Source organism: Citrobacter sp. Cb004 (assembly GCF_030337065.1).
Classification (GTDB): Bacteria; Pseudomonadota; Gammaproteobacteria; order Enterobacterales; family Enterobacteriaceae; genus Citrobacter; species Citrobacter braakii.
In genome coordinates this window covers 128,808-151,892 of sequence record NZ_JAOWCH010000033.1, presented here as the reverse complement: position 1 = coordinate 151,892, position 23,085 = coordinate 128,808, and the positions used below count along the sequence as shown (strand labels likewise).

Annotated in this window: 19 protein-coding genes; 13 read left to right on the top strand and 6 right to left on the bottom strand. The window is 53.2% G+C overall.

Going from position 1 to position 23,085, the window contains the following annotated elements; all coding sequences use genetic code 11:
* Positions 1-128: 128 nt before the first annotated feature.
* Positions 129-1,076, bottom strand: coding sequence for a transcriptional regulator LeuO (gene leuO / locus OGV65_RS01595; protein ID WP_016151687.1), 948 nt, complete (start codon positions 1,074-1,076; stop codon positions 129-131).
* Positions 1,077-1,731: 655 nt separating this feature from the next.
* On the opposite strand from leuO, the gene leuL reads away from it, so the two are divergent.
* The 5 genes from leuL (at position 1,732) to leuD (ending at position 6,590) form a co-directional block, all read left to right on the top strand.
* Positions 1,732-1,818, top strand: coding sequence for a leu operon leader peptide (leuL, locus tag OGV65_RS25375; protein ID WP_049269161.1), 87 nt, complete (start codon positions 1,732-1,734; stop codon positions 1,816-1,818).
* 90 nt (positions 1,819-1,908) lie between these two features.
* Positions 1,909-3,480 (top strand): 2-isopropylmalate synthase, encoded by a 1,572-nt coding sequence (gene leuA, locus OGV65_RS01590; protein ID WP_016151686.1) that lies wholly within the window; start codon positions 1,909-1,911, stop codon positions 3,478-3,480.
* Positions 3,480-4,571 carry a 3-isopropylmalate dehydrogenase gene (leuB, locus tag OGV65_RS01585; protein ID WP_016155686.1) on the top strand — a complete coding sequence of 364 codons (1,092 nt, stop codon included), beginning with the start codon at positions 3,480-3,482 and terminating at the stop codon, positions 4,569-4,571. Before leuA ends, leuB begins: the two co-directional genes overlap by 1 nt.
* A gap of 2 nt (positions 4,572-4,573) precedes the next feature.
* On the top strand, positions 4,574-5,974 hold the full coding sequence (gene leuC, locus OGV65_RS01580) for a 3-isopropylmalate dehydratase large subunit (RefSeq protein WP_286454527.1): 1,401 nt from the start codon (positions 4,574-4,576) through the stop codon (positions 5,972-5,974).
* A gap of 10 nt (positions 5,975-5,984) precedes the next feature.
* Complete coding sequence (gene leuD, locus OGV65_RS01575) at positions 5,985-6,590, top strand: 3-isopropylmalate dehydratase small subunit (RefSeq protein ID WP_016155684.1); 606 nt, start codon at positions 5,985-5,987, stop codon at positions 6,588-6,590.
* 45 nt (positions 6,591-6,635) lie between these two features.
* On the opposite strand, the gene OGV65_RS01570 is transcribed toward leuD, so the two are convergent.
* Both OGV65_RS01570 and sgrT read right to left on the bottom strand, forming a co-directional pair.
* Positions 6,636-7,814, bottom strand: coding sequence for a sugar efflux transporter (locus OGV65_RS01570; protein WP_200046639.1), 1,179 nt, complete (start codon positions 7,812-7,814; stop codon positions 6,636-6,638).
* Between the two features lie 115 nt (positions 7,815-7,929).
* Positions 7,930-8,052: a glucose uptake inhibitor SgrT gene (gene sgrT / locus OGV65_RS01565; RefSeq protein ID WP_016151681.1), complete on the bottom strand. Its 123-nt coding sequence runs from the start codon at positions 8,050-8,052 to the stop codon at positions 7,930-7,932.
* A 99-nt stretch (positions 8,053-8,151) separates the two neighbouring features.
* Between sgrT and sgrR the strand changes: the two genes are divergently transcribed.
* From sgrR to thiQ, 4 genes are all read left to right on the top strand, one after another.
* Positions 8,152-9,807: an HTH-type transcriptional regulator SgrR gene (sgrR, locus tag OGV65_RS01560; protein ID WP_016155682.1), complete on the top strand. Its 1,656-nt coding sequence runs from the start codon at positions 8,152-8,154 to the stop codon at positions 9,805-9,807.
* A gap of 375 nt (positions 9,808-10,182) precedes the next feature.
* Positions 10,183-11,166, top strand: a complete 984-nt coding sequence (gene thiB / locus OGV65_RS01555; RefSeq protein ID WP_016151679.1) for a thiamine ABC transporter substrate binding subunit — start codon at positions 10,183-10,185, stop codon at positions 11,164-11,166.
* Positions 11,142-12,752, top strand: a complete 1,611-nt coding sequence (gene thiP, locus OGV65_RS01550; RefSeq protein ID WP_286454526.1) for a thiamine/thiamine pyrophosphate ABC transporter permease ThiP — start codon at positions 11,142-11,144, stop codon at positions 12,750-12,752. Before thiB ends, thiP begins: the two co-directional genes overlap by 25 nt.
* On the top strand, positions 12,736-13,437 hold the full coding sequence (gene thiQ, locus OGV65_RS01545) for a thiamine ABC transporter ATP-binding protein ThiQ (RefSeq protein WP_016151677.1): 702 nt from the start codon (positions 12,736-12,738) through the stop codon (positions 13,435-13,437). The genes thiP and thiQ overlap by 17 nt, the downstream gene beginning before the upstream one ends.
* Positions 13,438-13,486: 49 nt before the next feature.
* Here thiQ and OGV65_RS01540 read toward each other — a convergent pair whose 3' ends face one another.
* Entirely contained in the window at positions 13,487-14,254 is a 768-nt protein-coding gene (locus OGV65_RS01540) for a DedA family protein (RefSeq protein WP_286454525.1), read from the bottom strand.
* Positions 14,255-14,373: 119 nt separating this feature from the next.
* Entirely contained in the window at positions 14,374-15,219 is an 846-nt protein-coding gene (araC, locus tag OGV65_RS01535; protein WP_003018834.1) for an arabinose operon transcriptional regulator AraC, read from the bottom strand.
* 339 nt (positions 15,220-15,558) lie between these two features.
* On the opposite strand from araC, the gene araB reads away from it, so the two are divergent.
* Genes araB through araD form a run of 3 tightly spaced genes read left to right on the top strand, consistent with a single transcriptional unit; the run spans position 15,559 to position 19,534 of the window.
* Positions 15,559-17,268, top strand: coding sequence for a ribulokinase (gene araB / locus OGV65_RS01530; protein WP_286454524.1), 1,710 nt, complete (start codon positions 15,559-15,561; stop codon positions 17,266-17,268).
* 10 nt (positions 17,269-17,278) lie between these two features.
* Entirely contained in the window at positions 17,279-18,781 is a 1,503-nt protein-coding gene (araA, locus tag OGV65_RS01525) for an L-arabinose isomerase (RefSeq protein ID WP_200080194.1), read from the top strand.
* Positions 18,782-18,838: 57 nt separating this feature from the next.
* The gene (gene araD, locus OGV65_RS01520; RefSeq protein ID WP_047498360.1) at positions 18,839-19,534 is read left to right on the top strand and encodes an L-ribulose-5-phosphate 4-epimerase; all 696 of its coding nucleotides are present in this window, start codon (positions 18,839-18,841) and stop codon (positions 19,532-19,534) included.
* Positions 19,535-19,578: 44 nt separating this feature from the next.
* Here araD and OGV65_RS01515 read toward each other — a convergent pair whose 3' ends face one another.
* Complete coding sequence (locus OGV65_RS01515) at positions 19,579-19,962, bottom strand: DUF4751 family protein (RefSeq protein ID WP_200080195.1); 384 nt, start codon at positions 19,960-19,962, stop codon at positions 19,579-19,581.
* 600 nt (positions 19,963-20,562) lie between these two features.
* Here OGV65_RS01515 and polB point away from each other — a divergent pair.
* Positions 20,563-22,914 (top strand): DNA polymerase II, encoded by a 2,352-nt coding sequence (gene polB, locus OGV65_RS01510; RefSeq protein WP_286454523.1) that lies wholly within the window; start codon positions 20,563-20,565, stop codon positions 22,912-22,914.
* Positions 22,915-23,085 lie beyond the last annotated feature (171 nt).

Here is a 23,085-nt window from a genome sequence, read left to right as displayed (position 1 = left end):
TTACAGCAATTAGTCTATTTTTTTACACTTTCGGACATACGTAAAAAGTCGAGTTCAGCACAAAATTTTAGATATAAAGATAAAAGCAGAATAAACCAGATGTATTCCCCGATTTATTCTGCCAGCGGCTACTTCTTACAGACGGAGACCAACAGTTCTTCCATCCATTGATGTCCTTTATCGCGCCCCGCAGCCTCATGCCAGGAAAGATAACATGTGCGGCTATTCAATTTTAAAGGTAAAGGCAATATCTGCAGTTCTAAAGAATCGGCGAACTCTTCCGCCAACCAACGCGGCGCAATAGAGACCAGGTGCGTTTGCGACACAATATTAAGCACGCTGATTAATGCCATTCCCTGATAAGCCACGCAGGATTGTTTATCCGGTGTGTCATACCACGGCTGGCTGAATGAGGCGAAGCGATCAAGCGAAACCACGGCATGCTGTTCATGATAGAGATTGCTTTCCAGCAATGGGCCACTAATGCGCGGATGTTTTTTACTTGCCACTAACACCATTTCGTCATTGAATAACGGAACACTGGTAAATTCCGGACGACGGAATTCTTCATAGCTAATAACAAACTCAGTTTCCTGATAACGTAATTGGTGCTCGGTATTTAGATTTAGTGAGGATTTAAAAACGACATTGATGTTCGGTGCGACTTGCTCAACCCGATTATAAATCAACGAAGTAAGAATATTATCCAATGGACTGCATACGCAAAGATTGAATACACGCTCGCTGCTGGTAGGTTCAAAGCCGGAACCAGGCAGTTCATTCTGCACTAATTGTAAAGCCTGACGAACGGAGCCAAACAGCTGGAAGGCTCTTGCTGTCGGCTGGATTCCACGGCCATAACGAACAAAAAGCTCATCGTTAAACATGACTTTCAGGCGTGCGACCGCATTACTGACAGCGGGTTGCGACATCCCCAGCGTATGTGCAGCACGCGTAATATTTTGTTCCTGCATCACCGCATCAAAAACAGTTAATAAATTAAGATCAACCATGCGAAGCTGTGGCTTCCCCATCTCTATGAGATTAGATTTATCTATTATTTTTACTTCTGGCATATTTAACTCCACTGTCACTCTAAACTCCCTTTTCCCAGACGGAGTGCAGAAATAATCTCCGTTAATATGATTTACCATGCATATAAAATAAGAAAAAGGAAAAACATTAAAATTAGGAAAACATAAAGGCACAAATCTAAATGTACAAAAAAACACTACAAACGTAGTGTGGCAGATGTCACTGCGCGATGATTCATATGTTTAAATTTCGAAAACAATATAACCATAAGCGTGGCGAATACACAATCATGCGCACAGTGAATACGTTTTTAAGTTTTAATTAAACATTTCTATTATTAACACATTAAAAGTTAACATTAATTTATCAATTATAGGGTGGCACATTGATTCAATCCATTCAGAATAGCTATAAATTCTGATAAATCATAAAGATATGGAATCCCAAACGAGGCGTTATCTTCAGTTCTTCGTGACCATAAATGCAAATAAATATGCTTAAATATGTCAAACCGTGAAAAACATGTTCAACGATCAGATGATTAATTTAATATACCCTGAGAAATTCAGCACAATTCGCTTAAGTTTATCATAAACTTCCCCCCCTTAACGGGAGCATTTGCAGGGAATGGGGTTGACATCAGTCTTCATATCCAGTACCACTAAAAGCATATCGCATTCGCCTGGAGCTTGATTGATGACTTACATTGCTCGTTTTATCGGTCTACTACTACTAAACGCATTCTCATTGCGCGGTAGACTGGTGGACGACATTCAGCATTAAGTCAGCTCCAGTTAAGACAAAAAACCCGCGCCGTTGCGCGGGTTTTTTTATGCTCGAAGCAAGGCGCCCTAAAGACCAAGGACCTAAACCATGAGCCAGCAAGTCATTATTTTCGATACCACCTTACGTGACGGTGAACAGGCGTTACAGGCGAGCCTGAGTGTGAAAGAAAAACTGCAGATTGCGCTGGCCCTCGAGCGTATGGGCGTTGACGTGATGGAGGTCGGTTTTCCGGTCTCTTCACCGGGTGACTTTGAGTCCGTACAAACCATCGCTCGTCAGGTTAAGAACAGCCGCGTTTGCGCCTTAGCCCGCTGCGTAGAAAAAGATATCGACGTTGCCGCAGAATCTCTGAAGGTCGCTGAGGCTTTCCGCATTCATACGTTCATCGCCACCTCGCCGATGCATATCGCGACGAAATTGCGCAGCACGTTGGATGAAGTGATCGAGCGAGCAGTCTACATGGTGAAGCGTGCGCGTAATTATACGGATGACGTGGAGTTCTCATGCGAGGATGCTGGCCGTACCCCTATTGCCGATCTGGCCCGCGTGGTCGAAGCCGCGATTAATGCGGGAGCCAAAACCATCAATATCCCCGATACCGTTGGCTACACCATGCCTTTCGAATTCGGAGCAATCATTTCTGGTCTGTATGAACGCGTACCGAATATCGATAAAGCCATCATCTCCGTGCACACCCATGATGATTTAGGTCTGGGCGTTGGCAACGCGTTGGCGGCCGTCCACGCCGGCGCTCGCCAGGTGGAAGGCGCGATGAACGGTATCGGCGAACGCGCCGGTAACTGCTCACTGGAAGAAGTGATCATGGCGATCAAAGTGCGCAAAGATATCCTGAACGTACAGACCCGCATTAATCACCAGGAAATCTGGCGTACCAGTCAGTTAGTCAGCCAAATCTGCAACATGCCCATTCCGGCCAACAAAGCCATTGTCGGTAGCGGCGCCTTTGCCCACTCCTCTGGCATCCATCAGGACGGCGTACTGAAAAATCGTGAAAACTACGAAATCATGACGCCTGAATCCATCGGTCTGAACCAGGTGCAGTTGAACCTGACTTCCCGTTCCGGACGCGCCGCGGTGAAACACCGTATGGACGAGATGGGATATAAAGAGAACGAATACAACCTGGACAACCTGTACGACGCATTCCTGAAGCTGGCGGATAAAAAGGGTCAGGTATTTGATTACGACCTGGAAGCGCTGGCCTTTATTAATAAACAGCAGGAAGAGCCGGAGCATTTCCGTCTGGATTACTTCAGCGTGCAGTCCGGCTCAAATGACATCGCCACCGCCTCCGTCAAGCTGGCCTGCGGTGAAGAAGTCAAAGCCGAAGCGGCGAACGGTAACGGTCCGGTCGATGCCATTTATCAGGCCATCAACCGTGTGACCGAGTACAACATCGAACTGGTGAAATACAGCCTGACCGCCAAAGGGCACGGTAAAGATGCGCTGGGCCAGGTGGATATCGTTGCTAATTATAACGGTCGCCGCTTCCACGGCGTCGGTCTGGCAACAGATATCGTCGAATCGTCCGCGAAAGCGATGGTTCATGTGCTGAACAACATTTGGCGCGCCGAAGAAGTCGAAAAAGAATTGCAACGCAAAGCTCAGAACAACGAGAACAACAAGGAAACCGTGTGATGTCGAAGAATTATCATATTGCTGTTTTGCCGGGCGACGGTATTGGCCCGGAAGTGATGGCGCAAGCCCTGAAGGTACTGGACGCAATCCGCAACCGTTTTAACATGCGCATTACCACCAGCCACTACGACGTGGGGGGTGCCGCTATCGATAACCATGGTCAGCCGCTGCCGCCAGCGACGGTTGAAGGCTGTGAGCAAGCTGACGCCATTCTGTTTGGCTCCGTTGGCGGTCCGAAATGGGAAAATCTGCCACCCAATCAGCAGCCTGAACGCGGCGCGCTGCTGCCGTTGCGTAAACACTTCAAATTATTCAGCAACCTGCGCCCGGCTAAGCTGTACCAGGGGCTGGAAGCATTTTGCCCTCTGCGCGCAGATATTGCCGCGAACGGTTTCGACATCCTGTGCGTGCGCGAACTGACCGGCGGTATCTACTTCGGTCAGCCAAAAGGCCGCGAAGGCAGCGGACAACATGAAAAAGCCTTTGATACCGAGGTTTATCACCGTTTCGAGATCGAGCGTATCGCACGTATCGCGTTTGAATCTGCTCGCCAGCGTCGCCGCAAAGTCACGTCGATTGATAAAGCCAACGTACTGCAAACGTCTATTCTGTGGCGCCAAATCGTCAATGAAATTGCTAATGAATATCCGGACGTTGAGCTGGCGCATATGTACATCGACAACGCGACGATGCAGTTGATCAAAGATCCATCCCAGTTCGACGTGCTGCTGTGCTCCAACCTGTTTGGCGACATTCTGTCTGACGAATGCGCCATGATTACCGGATCAATGGGGATGTTACCGTCCGCCAGCCTGAATGAGCAGGGCTTTGGTCTGTACGAGCCCGCTGGCGGCTCCGCTCCAGACATCGCCGGGAAAAACATTGCTAACCCTATCGCCCAAATCCTTTCGCTGGCGCTGCTGCTGCGCTACAGCCTGGACGCCAATGATGCGGCAACCGCAATTGAGAGCGCCATCAACCGCGCATTAGAAGAAGGCATTCGCACCGGTGACTTAGCCCGTGGCGCTGCCGCAGTCGGTACCGATGAAATGGGTGACATTATTGCCCGTTACGTCGCAGAAGGGGTGTAATCATGGCCAAAACGTTATACGAAAAATTGTTCGATGCGCACGTCGTCTACGAAGCGCATAACGAAACCCCGCTGTTGTATATCGACAGACATCTGGTGCATGAAGTGACCTCTCCGCAGGCGTTTGATGGCCTGCGTGCGCATGGCCGTCAGGTGCGCCAGCCGGGTAAAACCTTTGCCACCATGGACCATAACGTCTCCACGCAAACCAAAGACATTAACGCTTCCGGCGAAATGGCGCGCATTCAGATGCAGGAATTGATCAAAAACTGCAATGAGTTTGGCGTCGAACTGTACGACCTGAACCACCCGTACCAGGGGATCGTTCACGTGATGGGGCCTGAGCAAGGCGTAACGTTGCCGGGTATGACCATCGTTTGCGGCGACTCCCACACCGCCACACACGGCGCGTTTGGCGCGCTGGCCTTTGGTATTGGCACCTCTGAAGTTGAACACGTTCTGGCGACGCAGACCCTGAAACAGGGGCGTGCCAAAACCATGAAGATTGAAGTTAGCGGCACAGCAGCACCTGGCATTACCGCCAAAGATATCGTGCTGGCGATTATCGGTAAAACCGGTAGTGCAGGCGGTACCGGACACGTCGTTGAATTTTGTGGCGAAGCCATCCGTGCGCTGAGCATGGAAGGCCGTATGACCCTGTGCAACATGGCCATTGAAATGGGCGCCAAAGCGGGTCTGGTCGCACCGGATGAAACCACCTTTAACTATGTGCAGGGGCGTTTACACGCACCGAAGGGTGAGAATTTTACCAACGCGGTTGCGTACTGGAAAACGCTGAAAACCGACGACAACGCGACGTTTGATACCGTCGTTACCCTGCAGGCAGAAGAAATCGCACCGCAGGTCACTTGGGGTACGAACCCGGGTCAGGTCATCTCGGTGAACGATAATATTCCCGACCCGGCGTCATTTTCCGATCCCGTTGAGCGCGCATCGGCTGAAAAAGCGCTGGCATATATGGGGCTGAAACCGGGTATTCCGTTAACAGAAGTGGCTATTGATAAAGTGTTTATCGGTTCCTGTACCAACTCGCGTATTGAAGATTTACGCGCTGCGGCCCAAATCGCCAAAGGGCGCAAAGTTGCGCCAGGCGTACAGGCGCTGGTTGTGCCGGGTTCTGGTCCGGTGAAAGCGCAGGCTGAAGCGGAAGGTCTGGACAAGATCTTCATCGAAGCCGGGTTTGAATGGCGTTTACCGGGCTGTTCCATGTGTCTGGCCATGAACAATGACCGCCTGAACCCAGGCGAGCGCTGTGCATCCACCAGCAACCGTAACTTTGAAGGCCGCCAGGGCCGCGGTGGTCGCACGCACTTAGTCAGCCCGGCCATGGCCGCCGCTGCCGCCGTTACCGGTCATTTTGCCGACATTCGCAGCATCAAATAAGGAAACTACCATGGCAGAGAAATTTACCCAACATACCGGCCTGGTTGTCCCACTGGATGCCGCCAACGTGGATACCGACGCGATTATTCCCAAACAGTTTTTGCAGAAGGTTACGCGCACCGGTTTTGGCGCTCATCTGTTTAACGACTGGCGTTTTCTGGATGAAAAAGGGCAACAGCCTAACCCAGAGTTCGTACTGAACTTCCCGGAATATAAAGGCGCGTCAATTCTGCTGGCGCGGGAAAACTTTGGCTGCGGCTCTTCCCGTGAACATGCGCCATGGGCGCTGACCGATTACGGCTTTAAAGTAGTGATCGCGCCAAGCTTCGCCGACATCTTCTACGGCAACAGCTTCAATAACCAACTGCTGCCGGTGACCCTGAGCGACGCGCAGGTAGATGAAATGTTCGCCCTGGTGAAAGCCAATCCGGGCATTAAATTTGAAGTGGATCTGCAAGCGCAGGTGGTGAAAGCGGGCGATAAGTCCTACAGCTTTAAAATCGACGACTTCCGCCGCCACTGCATGCTGAACGGTCTGGACAGCATCGGGCTGACGCTGCAGCATGAAGCAGCCATCACCGAGTACGAAGACAAGCAGCCAGCGTTTATGCGCTAGTCCTTGTGGTGCCGGATAAGCGCAGCGCATCCGGCACTCCAAAAATCAAACGTCCTTTACCCGCCCGGTCATCACCAGCGTGACCACAGAAATCGCCGCAATCACCCAATAGACGGCAAAGTGACCGTAGCTTTGCGCAATAGCCCCCTGAATCACTCCCGCGAGAATGACCCCCGTTGAAATACTGTTGGTAAATAATGTGGTCGCTGACCCCGCACGCCCGGGCATAAGATCCTGAAACCACAGCATTCCTATCCCGGCGATGATACCGATAAATACTGCATTAAATAATTGCAGCACCAGCAGCGCCGTGCGGCTGTGAAAGAAGATCAAACCAAGATAAAACAGTACGCCCGCCGCGACGGCCGCGATCATCATTCGCCGTTTGCCAAAGCGCTTCACATAGTAGCCCGCCAGGATCATCGCCGGAATTTCCAGCCCAGCCGCCGTCCCCATCAGGATACCGGCCAGCTTGTCCGGTAACCCCAGCTCAAGGCTTATCCACAGCGGCATATCGATGATGTACATGGTATTGCAGGTCCACATCAGCGTGGAGGCAATAAACAACATGCGCACATTTTTGTCCTGCCAACCACCGGTCTGTTCCAGCGGTACGTCAACAGGTTGCTCCACCCGTGTGACTGACGGCAGTATCAGCGCAATCAGCACCAGGCTAATGGCGAAAATCCCTGCGGCAATGGAAAACATCGCCGTAAAGCCGTAATTCAGCGCCAGCATGAAGGCCAGCGGCGGTCCAATTACCCAGGCCAGCGAAAGCTGCGCACGCATCACCGAGCTAAACATCACCACTTCACGCGCGGAGTTATCAGCGTATTCCCGCGCCAGCGCAAACAGTTGCGGCATGGCGGTATTCGCCAGCGAGGCCAGCAGTACACCGCAGGTGATAAGCGTGAGATAGTGGCGATTAAACGCAAACAGCAGCGCGTTTCCAATTGCCATCAGGCAGCAAAACATGATCAGCTTGCGCCTGTCGCCCTGGCTGTCGGATCGTTTCGCGAGGCCAAGGCTGACAACGATCCCGACAATCGCATTGACGGTATAAAACAGCCCGACCCAAAACGGCTGCGCCCCGACTTCACGGCTCAGGAACAAGCTCAGCGTGGGTGCCTGCAATGCACCTGCTACGCCCATCATAAAAGCGACCAGCATAAATGCCGCGTAAACGCCGTTGAGGCGCCGTCCCATGGTCATAATCCAGAGCATTACAGTTCCTTTTAGCGCAGCAGAAACAAAAAAAGCCAGCAGTGATTATCTGCTGGCGCGGCGATTAACACCAATACTCAGTCACACATGATGTCTGCAATTCCCAATTCAGGAGTCAGGCTGTCACCTCCCACTGCATCAGTTCTTCGAGCATCTTTAAGCGCTGCGGTGCGCTCAGGCAAGCCAACCAGGACGATTTTTCCGTCGCGGTAAAGTATTTCAACCAGAACTGACGCATAGATGACCCCTTCGTTGTCTCATCGCTTCATCGGAATCTATTATTGGCTTAATATAGGGATAATAAAATTGCTGAGTTTTTCGCAGGAGTTCCCCTTTTATGTCTTCTGGTCGTCTGCAACAACAGTTCATCCGTCTGTGGCAATGCTGTGACGGCAAAACGCAAGACACGACGCTGAACGAACTGGCGGAGCTGCTGAGTTGTTCGCGCCGCCATATGCGTACCCTGCTCAATACCATGCAGGAACGCGGCTGGTTAACGTGGGAAGCCGAAGTGGGGCGAGGTAAACGCTCGCGCCTGACTTTCCTCTATACCGGGCTGGCACTCCAGCAGCAGCGGGCAGAAGACCTGCTGGAACAGGATCGCATCGATCAACTGGTGCAGTTGGTCGGTGACAAAACGGCCGTACGACAGATGCTGGTTTCTCACTTGGGGCGCAGTTTTCGCCAGGGGCGGCACATCATGCGCGTTCTCTATTATCGTCCCATGCACAACCTGCTTCCCGGTACGGCGCTACGCCGTTCAGAAACTCATATCGCCCGGCAAATCTTCAGCGCCTTAATTCGGGTAAATGAGGAAAATGGGGAACTGGAAGCGGACATCGCCCATCACTGGCAGCAGATTTCACCTTTACACTGGCGATTCTTCCTGCGTCCGGGGATTCATTTTCATCATGGCCGCGAACTGGAAATGGAAGATGTCATCACCTCGCTGATGCGCATTAACGCCCTGCCGCTGTACTCGCACATCACGCAGATCGTTTCTCCCACGGCCTGGACGCTGGATATCCATCTCGCCCAACCCGACCGCTGGCTTCCCTGGCTATTGGGGCAAGTCCCCGCCATGATCCTGCCGCGAGAATGGGAGACGCTCAGCAACTTCTCCAGCCACCCAATTGGCACTGGTCCCTATGCGGTGATGCGCAATACCAATAACCAACTGAAAATTCATGCATTTGATGATTATTTTGGCTACCGGGCGCTGATCGACGAAGTTAACGTTTGGGTGTTACCCGATATCGGCGAAGAGCCTGGCGGTGGGTTGACGCTAAAAGGCCCCACGGAGGATGAAAAGGCGATCGAAAGCCGCCTCGAGGAAGGATGCTACTACCTGCTGTTTGATGCGCGCACCCACCGTGGCGCTAATCAGGAGGTTCGCGATTGGGTTAGCCGCGTTCTTTCGCCAACCCATCTCATCTGCCACGCCGACGAACAGTTCCAGCGACTGTGGTTTCCCGCCTACGGTTTGCTCCCCCGCTGGCACCATGCCAAACCCGGCCATGGTGAAAAACCCGCCGGACTGGAAACGCTGACGATCACCTACTATCGCGATCACATCGAACATCGGATTATCGCGCAGATCATGAAGACGTTGCTGGCAGAGCATCAGGTACAGTTAAATATTCAGGAGATCGACTACGATCAATGGCATGCGGGTGAAATCGTCAGCGATATCTGGCTCAACAGCGCCAACTTTACCCTACCGCTGGATTTCTCGCTGTTCGCCCATTTGTGCGAAGTCCCGTTGCTGCAAAACTGTATCTCGCGGGACTGGGAAAACGATGCGGCCCGCTGGCGAACGGGCGAAATGAGCCTGGCTGCATGGTGCCAACAGCTGCTCGCCACAAAGGCCATTGTGCCGCTGATCCACCACTGGCTGATCATTCAAGGACAGCGCAGTATGCGCGGATTACGCATGAACACCCTCGGCTGGTTTGATTTTAAATCAGCGTGGTTTGCACCACCGGATCCTTAGATCCGGCTCTTGATTGCCGCATAGCAACAAAATCATTACACTAACGCCGTTCTCAACGGGGTGCTAAATAAAAACATACACAAAATCATTCACGCTGCATCAAGGCGGCAAGCGAGTGAGTCCCCAGGAGCATAGATAACTATGTGACTGGGGTGAGCGACAAATCTGCCGGGAGCAGATTTGAACGCTGCTTGCAGCGGCCCCGAAGGGGCGAGGCCCGGAGATGGGCCGAGTAACGCAGCCAACACAGAGGCAGCGTGAATGATGAAGTGTATGGGCTGAGAGATACCCGTCGAACCTGATCCGGATAATGCCGGCGAAGGGATTTGAGGCTGCAACTCAAGTCCTTTGCCACCCAACTTTATGAGGTGCAAAGTGTTTAAAAAATGTCTTCCGCTTTTACTGCTGTGCGCAGCGCCTGCTTTCGCCAAACCTGTACTGACCGTATATACCTACGACTCGTTCGCAGCTGACTGGGGCCCGGGCCCGACAATAAAAAAAGCCTTTGAAGCTGACTGCAACTGTGAACTGAAACTGGTCGCGCTGGAAGATGGTGTCTCGCTGCTTAACCGCCTGCGCATGGAAGGAAAAAACAGTAAAGCTGACGTCGTACTGGGCCTCGATAACAACCTTCTGGAAGCCGCCACCCAAACTAAACTGTTTGCCAAAAGCGGTGTAGCAAGTGAAGCCGTAAACGTGCCCGGCGGCTGGAAAAACGATACCTTCGTTCCGTTTGATTACGGCTATTTCGCCTTCGTTTATGATAAGAACAAGCTGAAGAATCCGCCCAAAAGCCTGAAAGAACTGGTAGAGAGCGATCAAAAATGGCGCGTCATTTATCAGGACCCGCGTACCAGCACGCCGGGGCTAGGCCTGCTGCTATGGATGCAGAAAGTCTATGGCGATAAGGCGCCGGAGGCCTGGCGCGCGCTTTCGGCAAAAACCGTCACGGTCACCAAGGGCTGGAGTGAAGCCTACGGCCTGTTCCTGAAAGGCGAAAGCGACCTGGTACTCAGCTACACCACCTCTCCGGCCTATCACATCATCGCCGAGAAAAAAGACAACTACGCCGCAGCCAACTTTAGCGAAGGCCACTATTTGCAGGTAGAAGTCGCCGCCCGTACTGCGGCCAGCAAACAGCCGGAACTGGCCGAGAAATTCCTCAAGTTTATGGTGTCTCCAGCCTTCCAGAATGCGATTCCGACCGGCAACTGGATGTATCCGGTAACCCAGGTCGCCCTACCGTCTGGATTCGAGCAACTGAATAAGCCAGCCACCGCGCTGGAATTTACGCCGCAGCAGGTTGCGGCTCAACGCCAGGCATGGATTAGCGAATGGCAACGCGCCGTCAGCCGTTAATTCCCGGCTGGCTGGTTCCGGGGCTTACCGCCGCCACGCTGATGGTGGCCGTTGCCCTGGCCGCGTTTCTGGCGCTGTGGTTTAACGCCCCACGGGGGGAGTGGCTCTCACTGTGGCAAGACGACTACCTGTGGCACGTGGTGCGCTTTTCTTTCTGGCAGGCTTTTTTATCCGCAGTGCTGTCGGTCATCCCGGCGATTTTCCTTGCCAGAGCGCTCTATCGCCGCCGTTTTCCAGGACGACTGGCGCTGCTGCGCCTGTGCGCGATGACGTTAATCCTGCCAGTGCTGGTCGCGGTCTTCGGTATTCTTAGCGTGTACGGTCGTCAGGGCTGGTTGGCCTCGATCTGGCATACATTCGGGCTGGAATGGACGTTTTCGCCGTACGGTCTGCAGGGCATTCTGCTGGCGCACGTCTTTTTCAATCTGCCGATGGCCAGTCGTCTGCTGTTGCAGTCGCTGGAGAATATTCCCGGCGAACAGCGACAGTTAGCCGCTCAGTTGGGTCTGCGCGGCTGGCATTTCTTCCGCTTTGTTGAATGGCCGTGGCTGCGTCGGCAAATCCTTCCCGTCGCGGCGCTCATCTTTATGCTCTGTTTCGCCAGCTTCGCCACCGTTTTGTCGCTGGGCGGTGGACCGCAGGCCACTACCATCGAGCTGGCGATTTATCAGGCGCTGAACTTTGATTACGATCCCGCCCGCGCCGCCATGCTGGCGTTGATCCAGATGGTTTGTTGTTTAGCGCTGGTGCTCTTCAGCCAACGTCTGAGCCGCGCCATCGCCCCCGGTACCACGCTGGTTCAGGGCTGGCGCGATCCCGACGATCGTCTGCACAGCCGCCTGGCAGACGCACTGCTGATTATTCTGGCCCTGCTGCTACTGCTGCCGCCGCTGCTGGCGGTAATTGTCGATGGTTTTAACCGCCATATGCTGGATGTTCTTAAGCAACCTGTATTGTGGCACGCACTGGGAACCTCGCTGCGCATTGCGCTGGCGGCAGGTGCGTTGTGCGTAGTTCTCACCATGATGCTGTTATGGAGCAGTCGTGAACTGCGTGCCCGACAGCAGGTGCTGGCAGGTCAGATGCTGGAACTTAGCGGCATGATGATCCTCGCGATGCCGGGCATCGTGCTGGCAACCGGCTTCTTTCTGCTGCTCAATAACACCATTGGACTCCCCGAATCAGCCGACGGGATTGTCATTTTTACCAATGCGCTGATGGCGATCCCTTACGCGCTGAAGGTGCTGGAAAACCCAATGCGGGACGTCACCACCCGCTACAGTATGTTGTGCCAGTCGTTGGGAATTGAGGGATGGTCGCGCCTGAAAGTGGTTGAACTGCGCGCCCTGAAGCGCCCGCTGGCGCAGGCGATGGCTTTTGCCTGCGTGCTGTCGATTGGCGATTTTGGCGTGGTCGCGCTATTTGGTAATGAGGATTTCCGCACCCTGCCGTTTTATTTATATCAGCAGATTGGCTCTTATCGCAGTCAGGATGGCGCAGTTACGGCGTTATTGCTGCTGATCCTGTGCTTTACGCTGTTTACCGTTATTGAGAAATTGCCGGGTCGAAATGTTAAAACTGATTGATATCACATGGCTTTATCACCATTTGCCGATGCGCTTTACGCTGTCGATCGCACGCGGTGAGCAGGTCGCGATCCTCGGGCCCAGCGGCGCCGGGAAAAGTACGCTGCTGAATCTGATCGCCGGCTTTCTCACGCCTGCCAGCGGTACCATGTTGATTGAAGGTGAAGATCACACCGCCACGCCTCCCTCACGTCGCCCCGTTTCGATGCTGTTTCAGGAAAATAACCTGTTCAGCCACCTGAGCGTGCAACAAAACATCGGCCTGGGCCTTAACCCGGGATTGAAGCTGAATGCATCGCAGCGGGAGAAAATGCATCACATCGCCCAGCAAATGGGGATCGACTCACTGCTGGAGCGCCTCCCCGGTGAGCTTTCCGGCGGTCAGCGACAGCGCGTAGCGCTGGCGCGTTGCCTGGTGCGGGAACAACCCATTTTGCTGCTTGATGAACCGTTCTCTGCGCTCGATCCCGCCCTGCGCCAGGAGATGTTAACGCTGGTTGCCGAGGTCTGTCGCGATAAACAGCTTACGTTGCTGATGGTATCCCACAGCGTAGAAGATGCGGCGCGAATTGCGTCCCGTTCGATTGTGGTCGCCGACGGGCGCATCGCCTGGCAGGGCAAAACGGATGAGTTATTAAGCGGTCAGGCCAGCGCCTCGACGCTCTTGGGCATCAAAGCCGAGTGATTGATTGTGTAGGCCGGATAAGCGTCAGCGCCATCCGGCAAAAGAATCGTCAGAACCCCACGACTTTACGCAGAATATCAATATACACCGGCATCAGCGGATGGCGCAGTAACGCCACCAGCGCAACCACGCCGATCCCAAGCGTCAACGGCGCCAGATACAGTAAACGGCTGCGGGGGAAATACGCGGTTAAGCGATCGACTGCCGCTTTGCCGCTACGCCACAGTCGCCAGCATAACCAGCCCCCTACCCATAGCAACAGCGCCGTCGCCAGCAGCAACCATTTGAAATCCCCGCTCTGCATCTCAGAAGGAATATCAATTGCCGCCCCCGCCAGGATCCCCGGCAGGAAGTAGAACGGCGGCCACAGTATGCAACCAATAATATTCGGGACGATAAATTTAGCGACAGGCAGATCCAGCATGCCCGCCACCATTGGCACCAGCGGACGCGTCGGTCCCACAAAACGCCCCACCAGAATGGTAAACATGCTGTGCTGATGCAGCGCGTGCTCGGTTTTATCCAGCAACGCCTTGTTCTTTTTCATGAACGACCAACGGTGCAGCGGCTTTTTAAAGCGCCAGCCCAACCAGAAAGAGATCCAGTCCCCTAACAGGCAACCAATGATGCCCGCAAGCCAGGCATGCCAGAAGTTCAGTTCGCCACTGCCAATCAGCGCCCCCAGTCCCGCCATCATCACGGTACCGGGCAGAATCAGGCCAACCAGCGCCAGTGACTCCAGAAAGGCCACCAGCAGTACGGCGATCAGGGAGTACAGGGCGGACTGAAGAATAAAGTGTTCCAGCAATGCTTGCATAATGTGTCCGTCAGATTTACGAAGCAGGGATTTTGATAACCCGTCTCAACTTCGTCAAGCCATCAATTGTCTGAATAGATTGCGAGTTATGACAACTTTCAGGACACATCATTCACTTTTTATTCACATCCGGCGCGAAACTCGCTCGGACTGGCACCGGTACATTTTTTGAAAACGCGAGAAAAATAGAGCTGATCGTCAAAGCCAACATTGCGCCCCACCGTAGCAATGGGCATACGAGTGGTACTCAGCAATAGCTTGGCCTGGCTGATACGCTGATCCTCGCGCCAGCTTAATACGCTGATACCCAACTGCTGACGGAACAGATGCGACAAACGGGAAGGCGACAGGCAGACGTGCTGTGCGACGCTGGCAATATCAAAATTACTGTCCGCCAGGTGATCGCTGATGTACTGGCAAGCGTCGCGCACGCGGTTGTCCATGGGGGGATGCAGCGATTCATTAATGGCTTCCATACGGCGGAGCAATAACTGTTCCAGTAAATTAATCGCCAGCAGTTCGGAATAGCGACCTTCTCCCTGCCCGGCGTTAATTATCTGCCCAAACAGTTCGTTAAAATGCGGCTGATGTGCTTCATCCGGACGAAAGAATCCAGTCTGGGCAAAAATGGCCGGCCAGGTCAGCCACTCCTGCCAGTAGGCGCGTGGGCGAAAGTAAACCCACTGGTGATACCACTCGCTGGCATCAGGATGGCGTCCGTAGTGGTGAATTTCTCCGGGCGGAAACAGCAAAATATCGCCAGGCCGACAGACAAATTGTTTGCCCTGATTATTGATAACCCCTTCGCCACGGATAGTGAGATTGAGGATATAGCCCTTCATACCCAGCGGCCTGTCGATAAAAAAATCCAGGTATCCGTTCGCCTCGATGGGGGTTAATCCGGCCACCAAATGCGCGTTAAACGAATAGCCTGGCAGCAGGGGATCGTTTTGCGTTTCAGCCATAATTTCAATACTCCCTATGTTCTGCTAAGAAACAATTTGTCCATATTACGCCAGACATCATTGCCATCGCCCCTGCGGGCCGCTGTGTTTGCGGTAATGGACCATCAACCCCGCTTGTGAAAAGCACTTTGTAAAAAATATGTACTGCGCCAACGTTAAAATCGGCTAACAAAAGTGTCTATAACTACGGCAGAAATGTCCACATTGATTATTTGCACGGCGTCACACTTTGTGATGCCACAGCATTTTAGTCCATAAGATTAGCGAATCCTGCCTGACGGTTTTTATCCCTACTAACTACTGTTTATCCATACCCGTATTTTTGGATGGAGTAAGACGATGGCGATTGCAATTGGCCTCGATTTTGGCAGTGATTCAGTACGCGCTTTGGCAGTGGAATGTGCCACCGGTGAAGAAATCGCCACCAGCGTAGAGTGGTACCCACGTTGGCAGGAAGGACAGTATTGCGATGGCCCAAACAACCAGTTTCGCCATCATCCACGCGACTACATTGAATCAATGGAAGCGGCGCTGAAAACCGTGCTGGCCGAACTGAGCGTTAAACAGCGTGCGGAAGTGGTCGGGATTGGCGTTGACAGCACCGGTTCAACCCCGGCCCCCATCGATGCCGACGGCAACGTACTGGCGTTGCGTCCGGAGTTCGCTGAAAACCCAAATGCAATGTTTGTCCTGTGGAAAGATCACACCTCAGTAGAAGAAGCTGAAGAAATTACCCGTCTGTGCCACACACCGGGCAAGATCGATTACTCCCGCTATATCGGCGGTATTTATTCCAGCGAATGGTTCTGGGCCAAAATCCTGCATGTGACCCGTCAGGACCACGCGGTTGCCGAGGCCGCGGTTTCGTGGATTGAACTGTGTGACTGGATTCCGGCCCTGCTCTCTAATACCGTACGTCCACAGGATATTCGTCGCGGTCGCTGCAGCGCCGGGCATAAATCCCTGTGGCATGAAAGCTGGGGTGGTCTACCGCCAGCCAGTTTCTTTGACGAACTCGACCCCATCCTCAACCGCCATCTGCAATACCCGATGTTTACCGATACCTTCACAGCCGACCTGCCGGTTGGCACCCTGTGCGCCGAGTGGGCGCAGCGTCTGGGGCTACCTGAAAGCGTGGTGATTGCAGGCGGCGCTTTTGACTGCCATATGGGCGCGGTCGGCGCGGGCGCACAGCCCAATACGCTGGTGAAAGTCATTGGCACGTCGACCTGCGACATTCTGATTGCTGACAAACACAGCGTCGGCGAGCGCGCGGTGAAAGGCATTTGCGGCCAGGTTGATGGCAGCGTGGTGCCGCATTTTATTGGCCTCGAGGCAGGCCAGTCCGCGTTCGGCGATATCTATGCCTGGTTTAGCCGTGTGCTGAGCTGGCCGCTGGAGCAGCTTGCCACGCAACACCCGGAGCTGAAGACCCAGATTAAAGCCAGCCAAAAACAGCTGCTTCCAGCGCTAACCGAAGCCTGGGCGAGAAATCCGTCGCTGGATCACCTGCCGGTGGTGCTCGACTGGTTCAACGGTCGCCGTACGCCCAATGCCAACCAGCGTCTGAAAGGAGTGATTACCGATCTGAATCTGGCAACCGACGCGCCAGCGCTGTTCGGCGGTCTGATTGCCGCCACCGCCTTTGGTGCACGCGCCATCATGGAATGCTTCACCGAACAAGGCATTGCGGTTAACAACGTAATGGCGCTAGGCGGCATCGCCCGTAAAAACCCGGTCATCATGCAGGCCTGTTGTGACGTGCTCAACCGTCCGCTACAGATTGTCGCTTCAGACCAGTGCTGCGCACTCGGTGCGGCTATCTTTGCCGCCGTTGCCGCGAAAGTACACACCGATATCCCAGCCGCTCAGCAACAGATGGCAAGCGCCGTGGAAAACACGCTGCAACCTCGACCAGAGCAGGCTCAACGTTTTGAACAGCTTTACCGCCGCTACCAGCAGTGGGCGGTTAGCGCTGAACAACAATATCTTCCGACTGCCGCTCCGGCGCAACAAACCCCGGTAGACCAGGCAACCCTGACACATTAAGGACACGACAATGACGATTTTTGATAACTATGAAGTGTGGTTTGTAATTGGTAGCCAGCATCTGTATGGCCCTGAAACCCTGCGTCAGGTAACCCAACATGCCGAGCACGTCGTTAACGCGCTGAATACTGAAGCTAAACTGCCCTGCAAACTGGTTTTAAAACCGCTGGGTACTTCACCTGACGAGATTACCGCTATTTGTCGTGACGCTAACTACGACGATCGCTGCGCAGGTCTGGTGGTCTGGCTGCACACTTTCTCTCCGGCCAAAATGTGGATTAACGGTCTGACTATCCTCAACAAGCCGCTGATGCAATTCCATACCCAGTTCAACGCCGCCCTGCCGTGGGACAGCATTGATATGGACTTTATGAACCTGAACCAGACCGCGCACGGCGGCCGTGAATTCGGCTTCATCGGCGCACGTATGCGTCAGCAGCACGCCGTGGTCACCGGTCACTGGCAGGACAAACAAGCGCACGAACGCATCGGCTCCTGGATGCGCCAGGCCGTGTCCAAACAGGATACCCGCCATCTGAAAGTCTGCCGTTTTGGCGACAACATGCGTGAAGTCGCGGTCACCGATGGCGATAAAGTCGCTGCGCAGATCAAATTCGGCTTCTCGGTAAATACCTGGGCCGTAGGCGATCTGGTGCAGGTAGTGAACTCCATTAGCGACGGCGAAATCAACGCGCTAATCGATGAGTATGAAAGCACCTACACCATGACGGCGGCAACGCAAGTCCACGGTGAGAAACGTCAGAACGTACTGGAAGCGGCCCGTATTGAACTGGGGATGAAGCGTTTCCTGGAACAGGGCGGATTCCACGCCTTTACCACGACATTTGAAGATTTACACGGCCTGAAACAGCTCCCGGGTCTGGCCGTACAGCGTCTGATGCAGCAAGGCTACGGCTTTGCGGGCGAAGGCGACTGGAAAACCGCCGCTCTGCTTCGCATCATGAAGGTGATGTCAACCGGTCTGCAGGGCGGCACCTCATTTATGGAGGATTACACCTACCACTTCGAGAAAGGCAACGATCTGGTGCTCGGCTCGCACATGCTGGAAGTGTGCCCGTCTATCGCGGTGGAAGATAAACCGATCCTCGACGTTCAGCATCTCGGCATTGGTGGTAAAGACGATCCCGCTCGTCTGATCTTCAACACCAAAACTGGTTCGGCAGTCGTTGCCAGCCTGATCGATCTTGGCGATCGCTATCGCCTGCTGGTTAACTGCATCGACACGGTTCAAACACCGCACTCCCTGCCGAAACTGCCGGTGGCTAACGCATTGTGGAAAGCCCAGCCTGATCTGCCAACCGCCTCTGAAGCTTGGATCCTGGCCGGTGGCGCGCACCACACCGTCTTCAGCCACGCGCTGGATCTAAACGATATGCGCCAGTTCGCTGAAATGCACGATATCGAGATCGCCGTGATCGACAACGATACCCGCCTGCCGGCCTTTAAGGACGCGCTGCGCTGGAACGACGTCTATTACGGTTTTAAACGTTAATTATGTTGTTGCCGGATGGCTCTGCGCTTGCCCGCCATCCGGCACAGAGGAATCAACATGTTAGAAGATCTCAAACGTCAGGTGCTGGAAGCCAATCTGGCGTTGCCTAAGCACCACCTGGTCACCTTGACCTGGGGGAACGTGAGTGCCGTCGATCGCGAGCGCGGCGTGTTTGTGATTAAACCATCCGGGGTCGATTACAGCGTTATGACCGCAGAAGATATGGTCGTAGTCAGTATCGCCACCGGTGAGGTTGTAGAAGGTGCGAAGAAACCCTCCTCCGATACCCCAACGCACCGTCTGCTGTATCAGGCATTCCCGACCATTGGCGGCATTGTTCATACCCATTCGCGTCATGCAACCATCTGGGCGCAGGCGGGCCAGTCGATTCCAGCCACGGGTACCACTCATGCGGACTATTTCTACGGATCGATTCCCTGCACACGGAAAATGACCGAGGAAGAAATCAACGGCGAATATGAGTGGGAAACCGGTAACGTGATCGTTGAAACCTTTGAGAAACAAGGCATTGACGCTTCGCAGATGCCTGGCGTGCTGGTGCACTCTCACGGTCCGTTTGCCTGGGGAAAAAACGCCGAAGATGCGGTACACAACGCCATCGTGCTGGAAGAAGTCGCCTACATGGGGATCTTCTGTCGCCAGCTCGCGCCGCAATTGCCGGATATGCAGCAAACCCTGTTAGATAAACACTACCTGCGTAAACACGGCGCAAAAGCCTACTACGGCCAGTGAAAACAATCTGAGCGCGCCCGAAATCTCGGTGGCGCGCTCTCTGGTTATTCCTTTATATATTCCGCAAACGCACTTCGATACACACAGTTATTAGCACAAACGTATTTAATCACGTTGTCATAATGTCCCTGCGCCTCTTCACCATCCAGTGAATGAAAGAAAATGTAATCTGTAATCGTTGACTGCCAGCGCTGTCCATTCAACAGATAATTAATCACCGTATCACGATGACCATTTATTCTGTCATGCCCTTGCCAGTGAAAGAAAGCATTCCCACGTTCAATAATCTCAGTACGCCAAATTTGACCTGACCATGTTCTATACTCAATATATTGACTTACTGATTTAATTGTAGGGTTAGATACCTGAGTATTAACAAATAAATAGTGATCATATCCTACCTGTAACGCCTGAGTATAAATATCCATAATAGGCCTCCATAACACTACGCACCCAAGCTATTGATATAAAACACCCGAGCTATCTGATGAATAAAATTATATTCAGCGATAAAAATCAAATTATACAGAGAGATATTCCCGACGAAATCGAACCGAAAATCCGTTTTTATCCAGACAATAGCAAGCCATAAAAATATATTATATTCAACCTGGTAACCCGAGTGTTTGATTAAAATAGTTACACTAACCATGAATAAAAACAAATAAAAAAAATAACCATTTTTCCTGAACCGAGGGATGAGTAACAAAACCGTACGAGCACGATTCCGAAAATGACATAAAAATCCTGAAACGGACTTCCAATTTATGAAACAAATATAATTACAAAAGAATAATAGATACAAATAGCCATGACAGGCCAATAAAATAATTCAAGGAAGAGTTTTCAATTAAGGCATTCATTTATTAAATACCAAACTCTATCCTGTAACACTTTTACTGCGGAGGGCATTTTACTGTTACTGTCACAATAACTGCCCGCAGCTCTCATTTTTAACTGTACAAAATAACAGTACAATCGTGTAAACCAGGCTATAATAATGCCTGGTTTTTTAATGGGTACGCAGCGTGGCGCAGGCAGGCTTTATTTTAACCCGGCACTGGCGGGACACCCCGCAGGGAACTGAGGTCACATTCTGGCTGGCTACGGACGACGGGCCGCTACAGGTCACGCTCGCGCCTCAGGAGTCGGTCGCGTTTATTCCTGTCAGTCAGGTTCCTCGCGTAGCGTCATTATTACGCAATGAAAACGGCTATCGTCTGACGCCGCTGCAATTGCAAGACTTCCACCGCCAGCCTGTTTCCGGCCTGTATTGCCGCTCACATCGCCAGCTTATGCGGCTTGAAAAGCTGCTGCGTGAAAACGCAATTACCGTCTACGAGGCCGACGTGCGTCCGCCGGAACGGTATCTGATGGAGCGTTTTATCACCTCACCTGTTTGGGTTGAAGGCGACAGACATAACGGTACGCTGGTTAATGCCCGGTTGAAGCCGAACCCTGACTATCGACCGCCGCTGAAATGGGTCTCGCTGGATATCGAAACCACGCGCCACGGCGAACTCTACTGTATCGGCCTTGAAGGCTGTGGGCAGCGTATTGTCTACATGCTCGGCCCGGCAAACGGCGATGCCTCAGCGCTGGATTTTGAACTTGAATACGTCGCAAGCCGCCCGCAGTTACTGGAAAAGCTCAACGACTGGATTGCCCGTCACGATCCTGATGTGGTAATCGGCTGGAACGTCGTGCAATTCGATTTACGCGTCCTGCAAAAGCATGCTGAACGTTACCGCATTCCCCTGCGTTTTGGCCGTGACAATAGCGAGCTGGAGTGGCGCGAACATGGCTTCAAAAACGGCGTATTCTTCGCGCAGGCTAAAGGTCGCCTGATTATCGACGGCATTGAGGCGCTTAAATCCGCATTCTGGAATTTCTCATCCTTTTCGCTGGAAACGGTGTCACAGGAGCTGCTGGGCGAAGGGAAGTCGATAGATAATCCCTGGGACAGGATGGACGAAATAGATCGCCGGTTTGCCCAGGATAAGCCCGCGCTTGCCACCTACAATCTCAAAGACTGTGAGCTGGTCACGCGTATTTTTCATAAAACCGAGATCATGCCATTTTTGCTGGAACGATCAACGGTAAACGGCCTGCCGGTCGACCGGCACGGCGGTTCCGTTGCCGCCTTCGGCCATCTCTACCTACCGCGAATGCACCGGGCGGGCTATGTGGCACCGAATCTGGGGGAAGTTCCCGCGCACGCCAGCCCCGGTGGCTACGTGATGGACTCGCGCCCGGGTTTGTACGACTCCGTGCTGGTGCTGGATTACAAAAGCCTGTACCCGTCAATCATTCGTACTTTTTTGATCGATCCAGTGGGACTTATCGAAGGGATGGCACAGCCGGATCGGGAACACAGTACCGAGGGGTTCCTTGACGCCTGGTTCTCACGCGAAAAGCACTGTCTGCCGGAAATTGTTACCCAGATCTGGCATGGGCGCGATGAAGCCAAACGCCGCGGCAATAAGCCGCTCTCACAGGCGCTGAAAATCATCATGAACGCGTTTTACGGCGTGCTTGGCACCACCGCCTGCCGCTTTTTCGACCCGAGGCTGGCTTCGTCTATCACCATGCGCGGTCACGCGATCATGCGTCAGACCAAAGCGCTGATTGAGGCTCAGGGTTACGACGTCATCTATGGCGACACCGACTCCACCTTTGTCTGGCTTAAAAAGGCGCACTCGGAAGACGATGCGGCCCGGATTGGTCGGGAGCTGGTGAGCTATGTCAACAACTGGTGGGCGCAATCGCTGCAGCAGCAAAACCTGACCAGCGCGCTGGAGCTGGAATTTGAAACCCACTTTTGTCGCTTTCTGATGCCGACCATTCGCGGTGCAGATACCGGCAGCAAAAAACGCTACGCCGGAATGATTCAGTCAGGTGCTGAGCAACGCATGGTATTTAAAGGTCTGGAAACGGTACGCACCGACTGGACGCCGCTGGCCCAGCAGTTTCAGCAGGAGCTGTACCTGCGAATTTTTCGTAACGAGCCTTATCAAGAGTTTGTTCGCGAGACTATCGACCGTCTGATGGCGGGTGAACTGGATGAACACCTGGTGTACCGCAAACGCCTGCGCCGCCCGTTGAGCGAATACCAGCGGAATGTTCCGCCGCACGTTCGCGCCGCGCGGCTCGCCGATGAGCAGAACGTCAAACTGGGGCGTCCGCAGCAGTATCAGAATCGTGGCACGATTAAATATGTCTGGACGATAAATGGACCTGAACCTGTTGATTATCAGCTATCTGCACTTGATTACGAGCATTATCTGACCCGCCAGATCCAGCCGGTTGCCGAGGGAATTCTTCCCTTTATTGACGATAATTTTGCTACACTACTCACAGGACAACTGGGGTTATTTTGACGCGTGACGAAACCGCCGCCATCCAGTACCATAGCGCCCTTTCCATTCCTGGACCTATTTAACACCCCTACCACTGATTTATTAGCCTGGTAGCGGGGTCGTATGCTCTCAATAACGGGGACTAGCCCGGAAAATGACGAGTATTGCCTGCAATTAAAGATATAGAGCCGA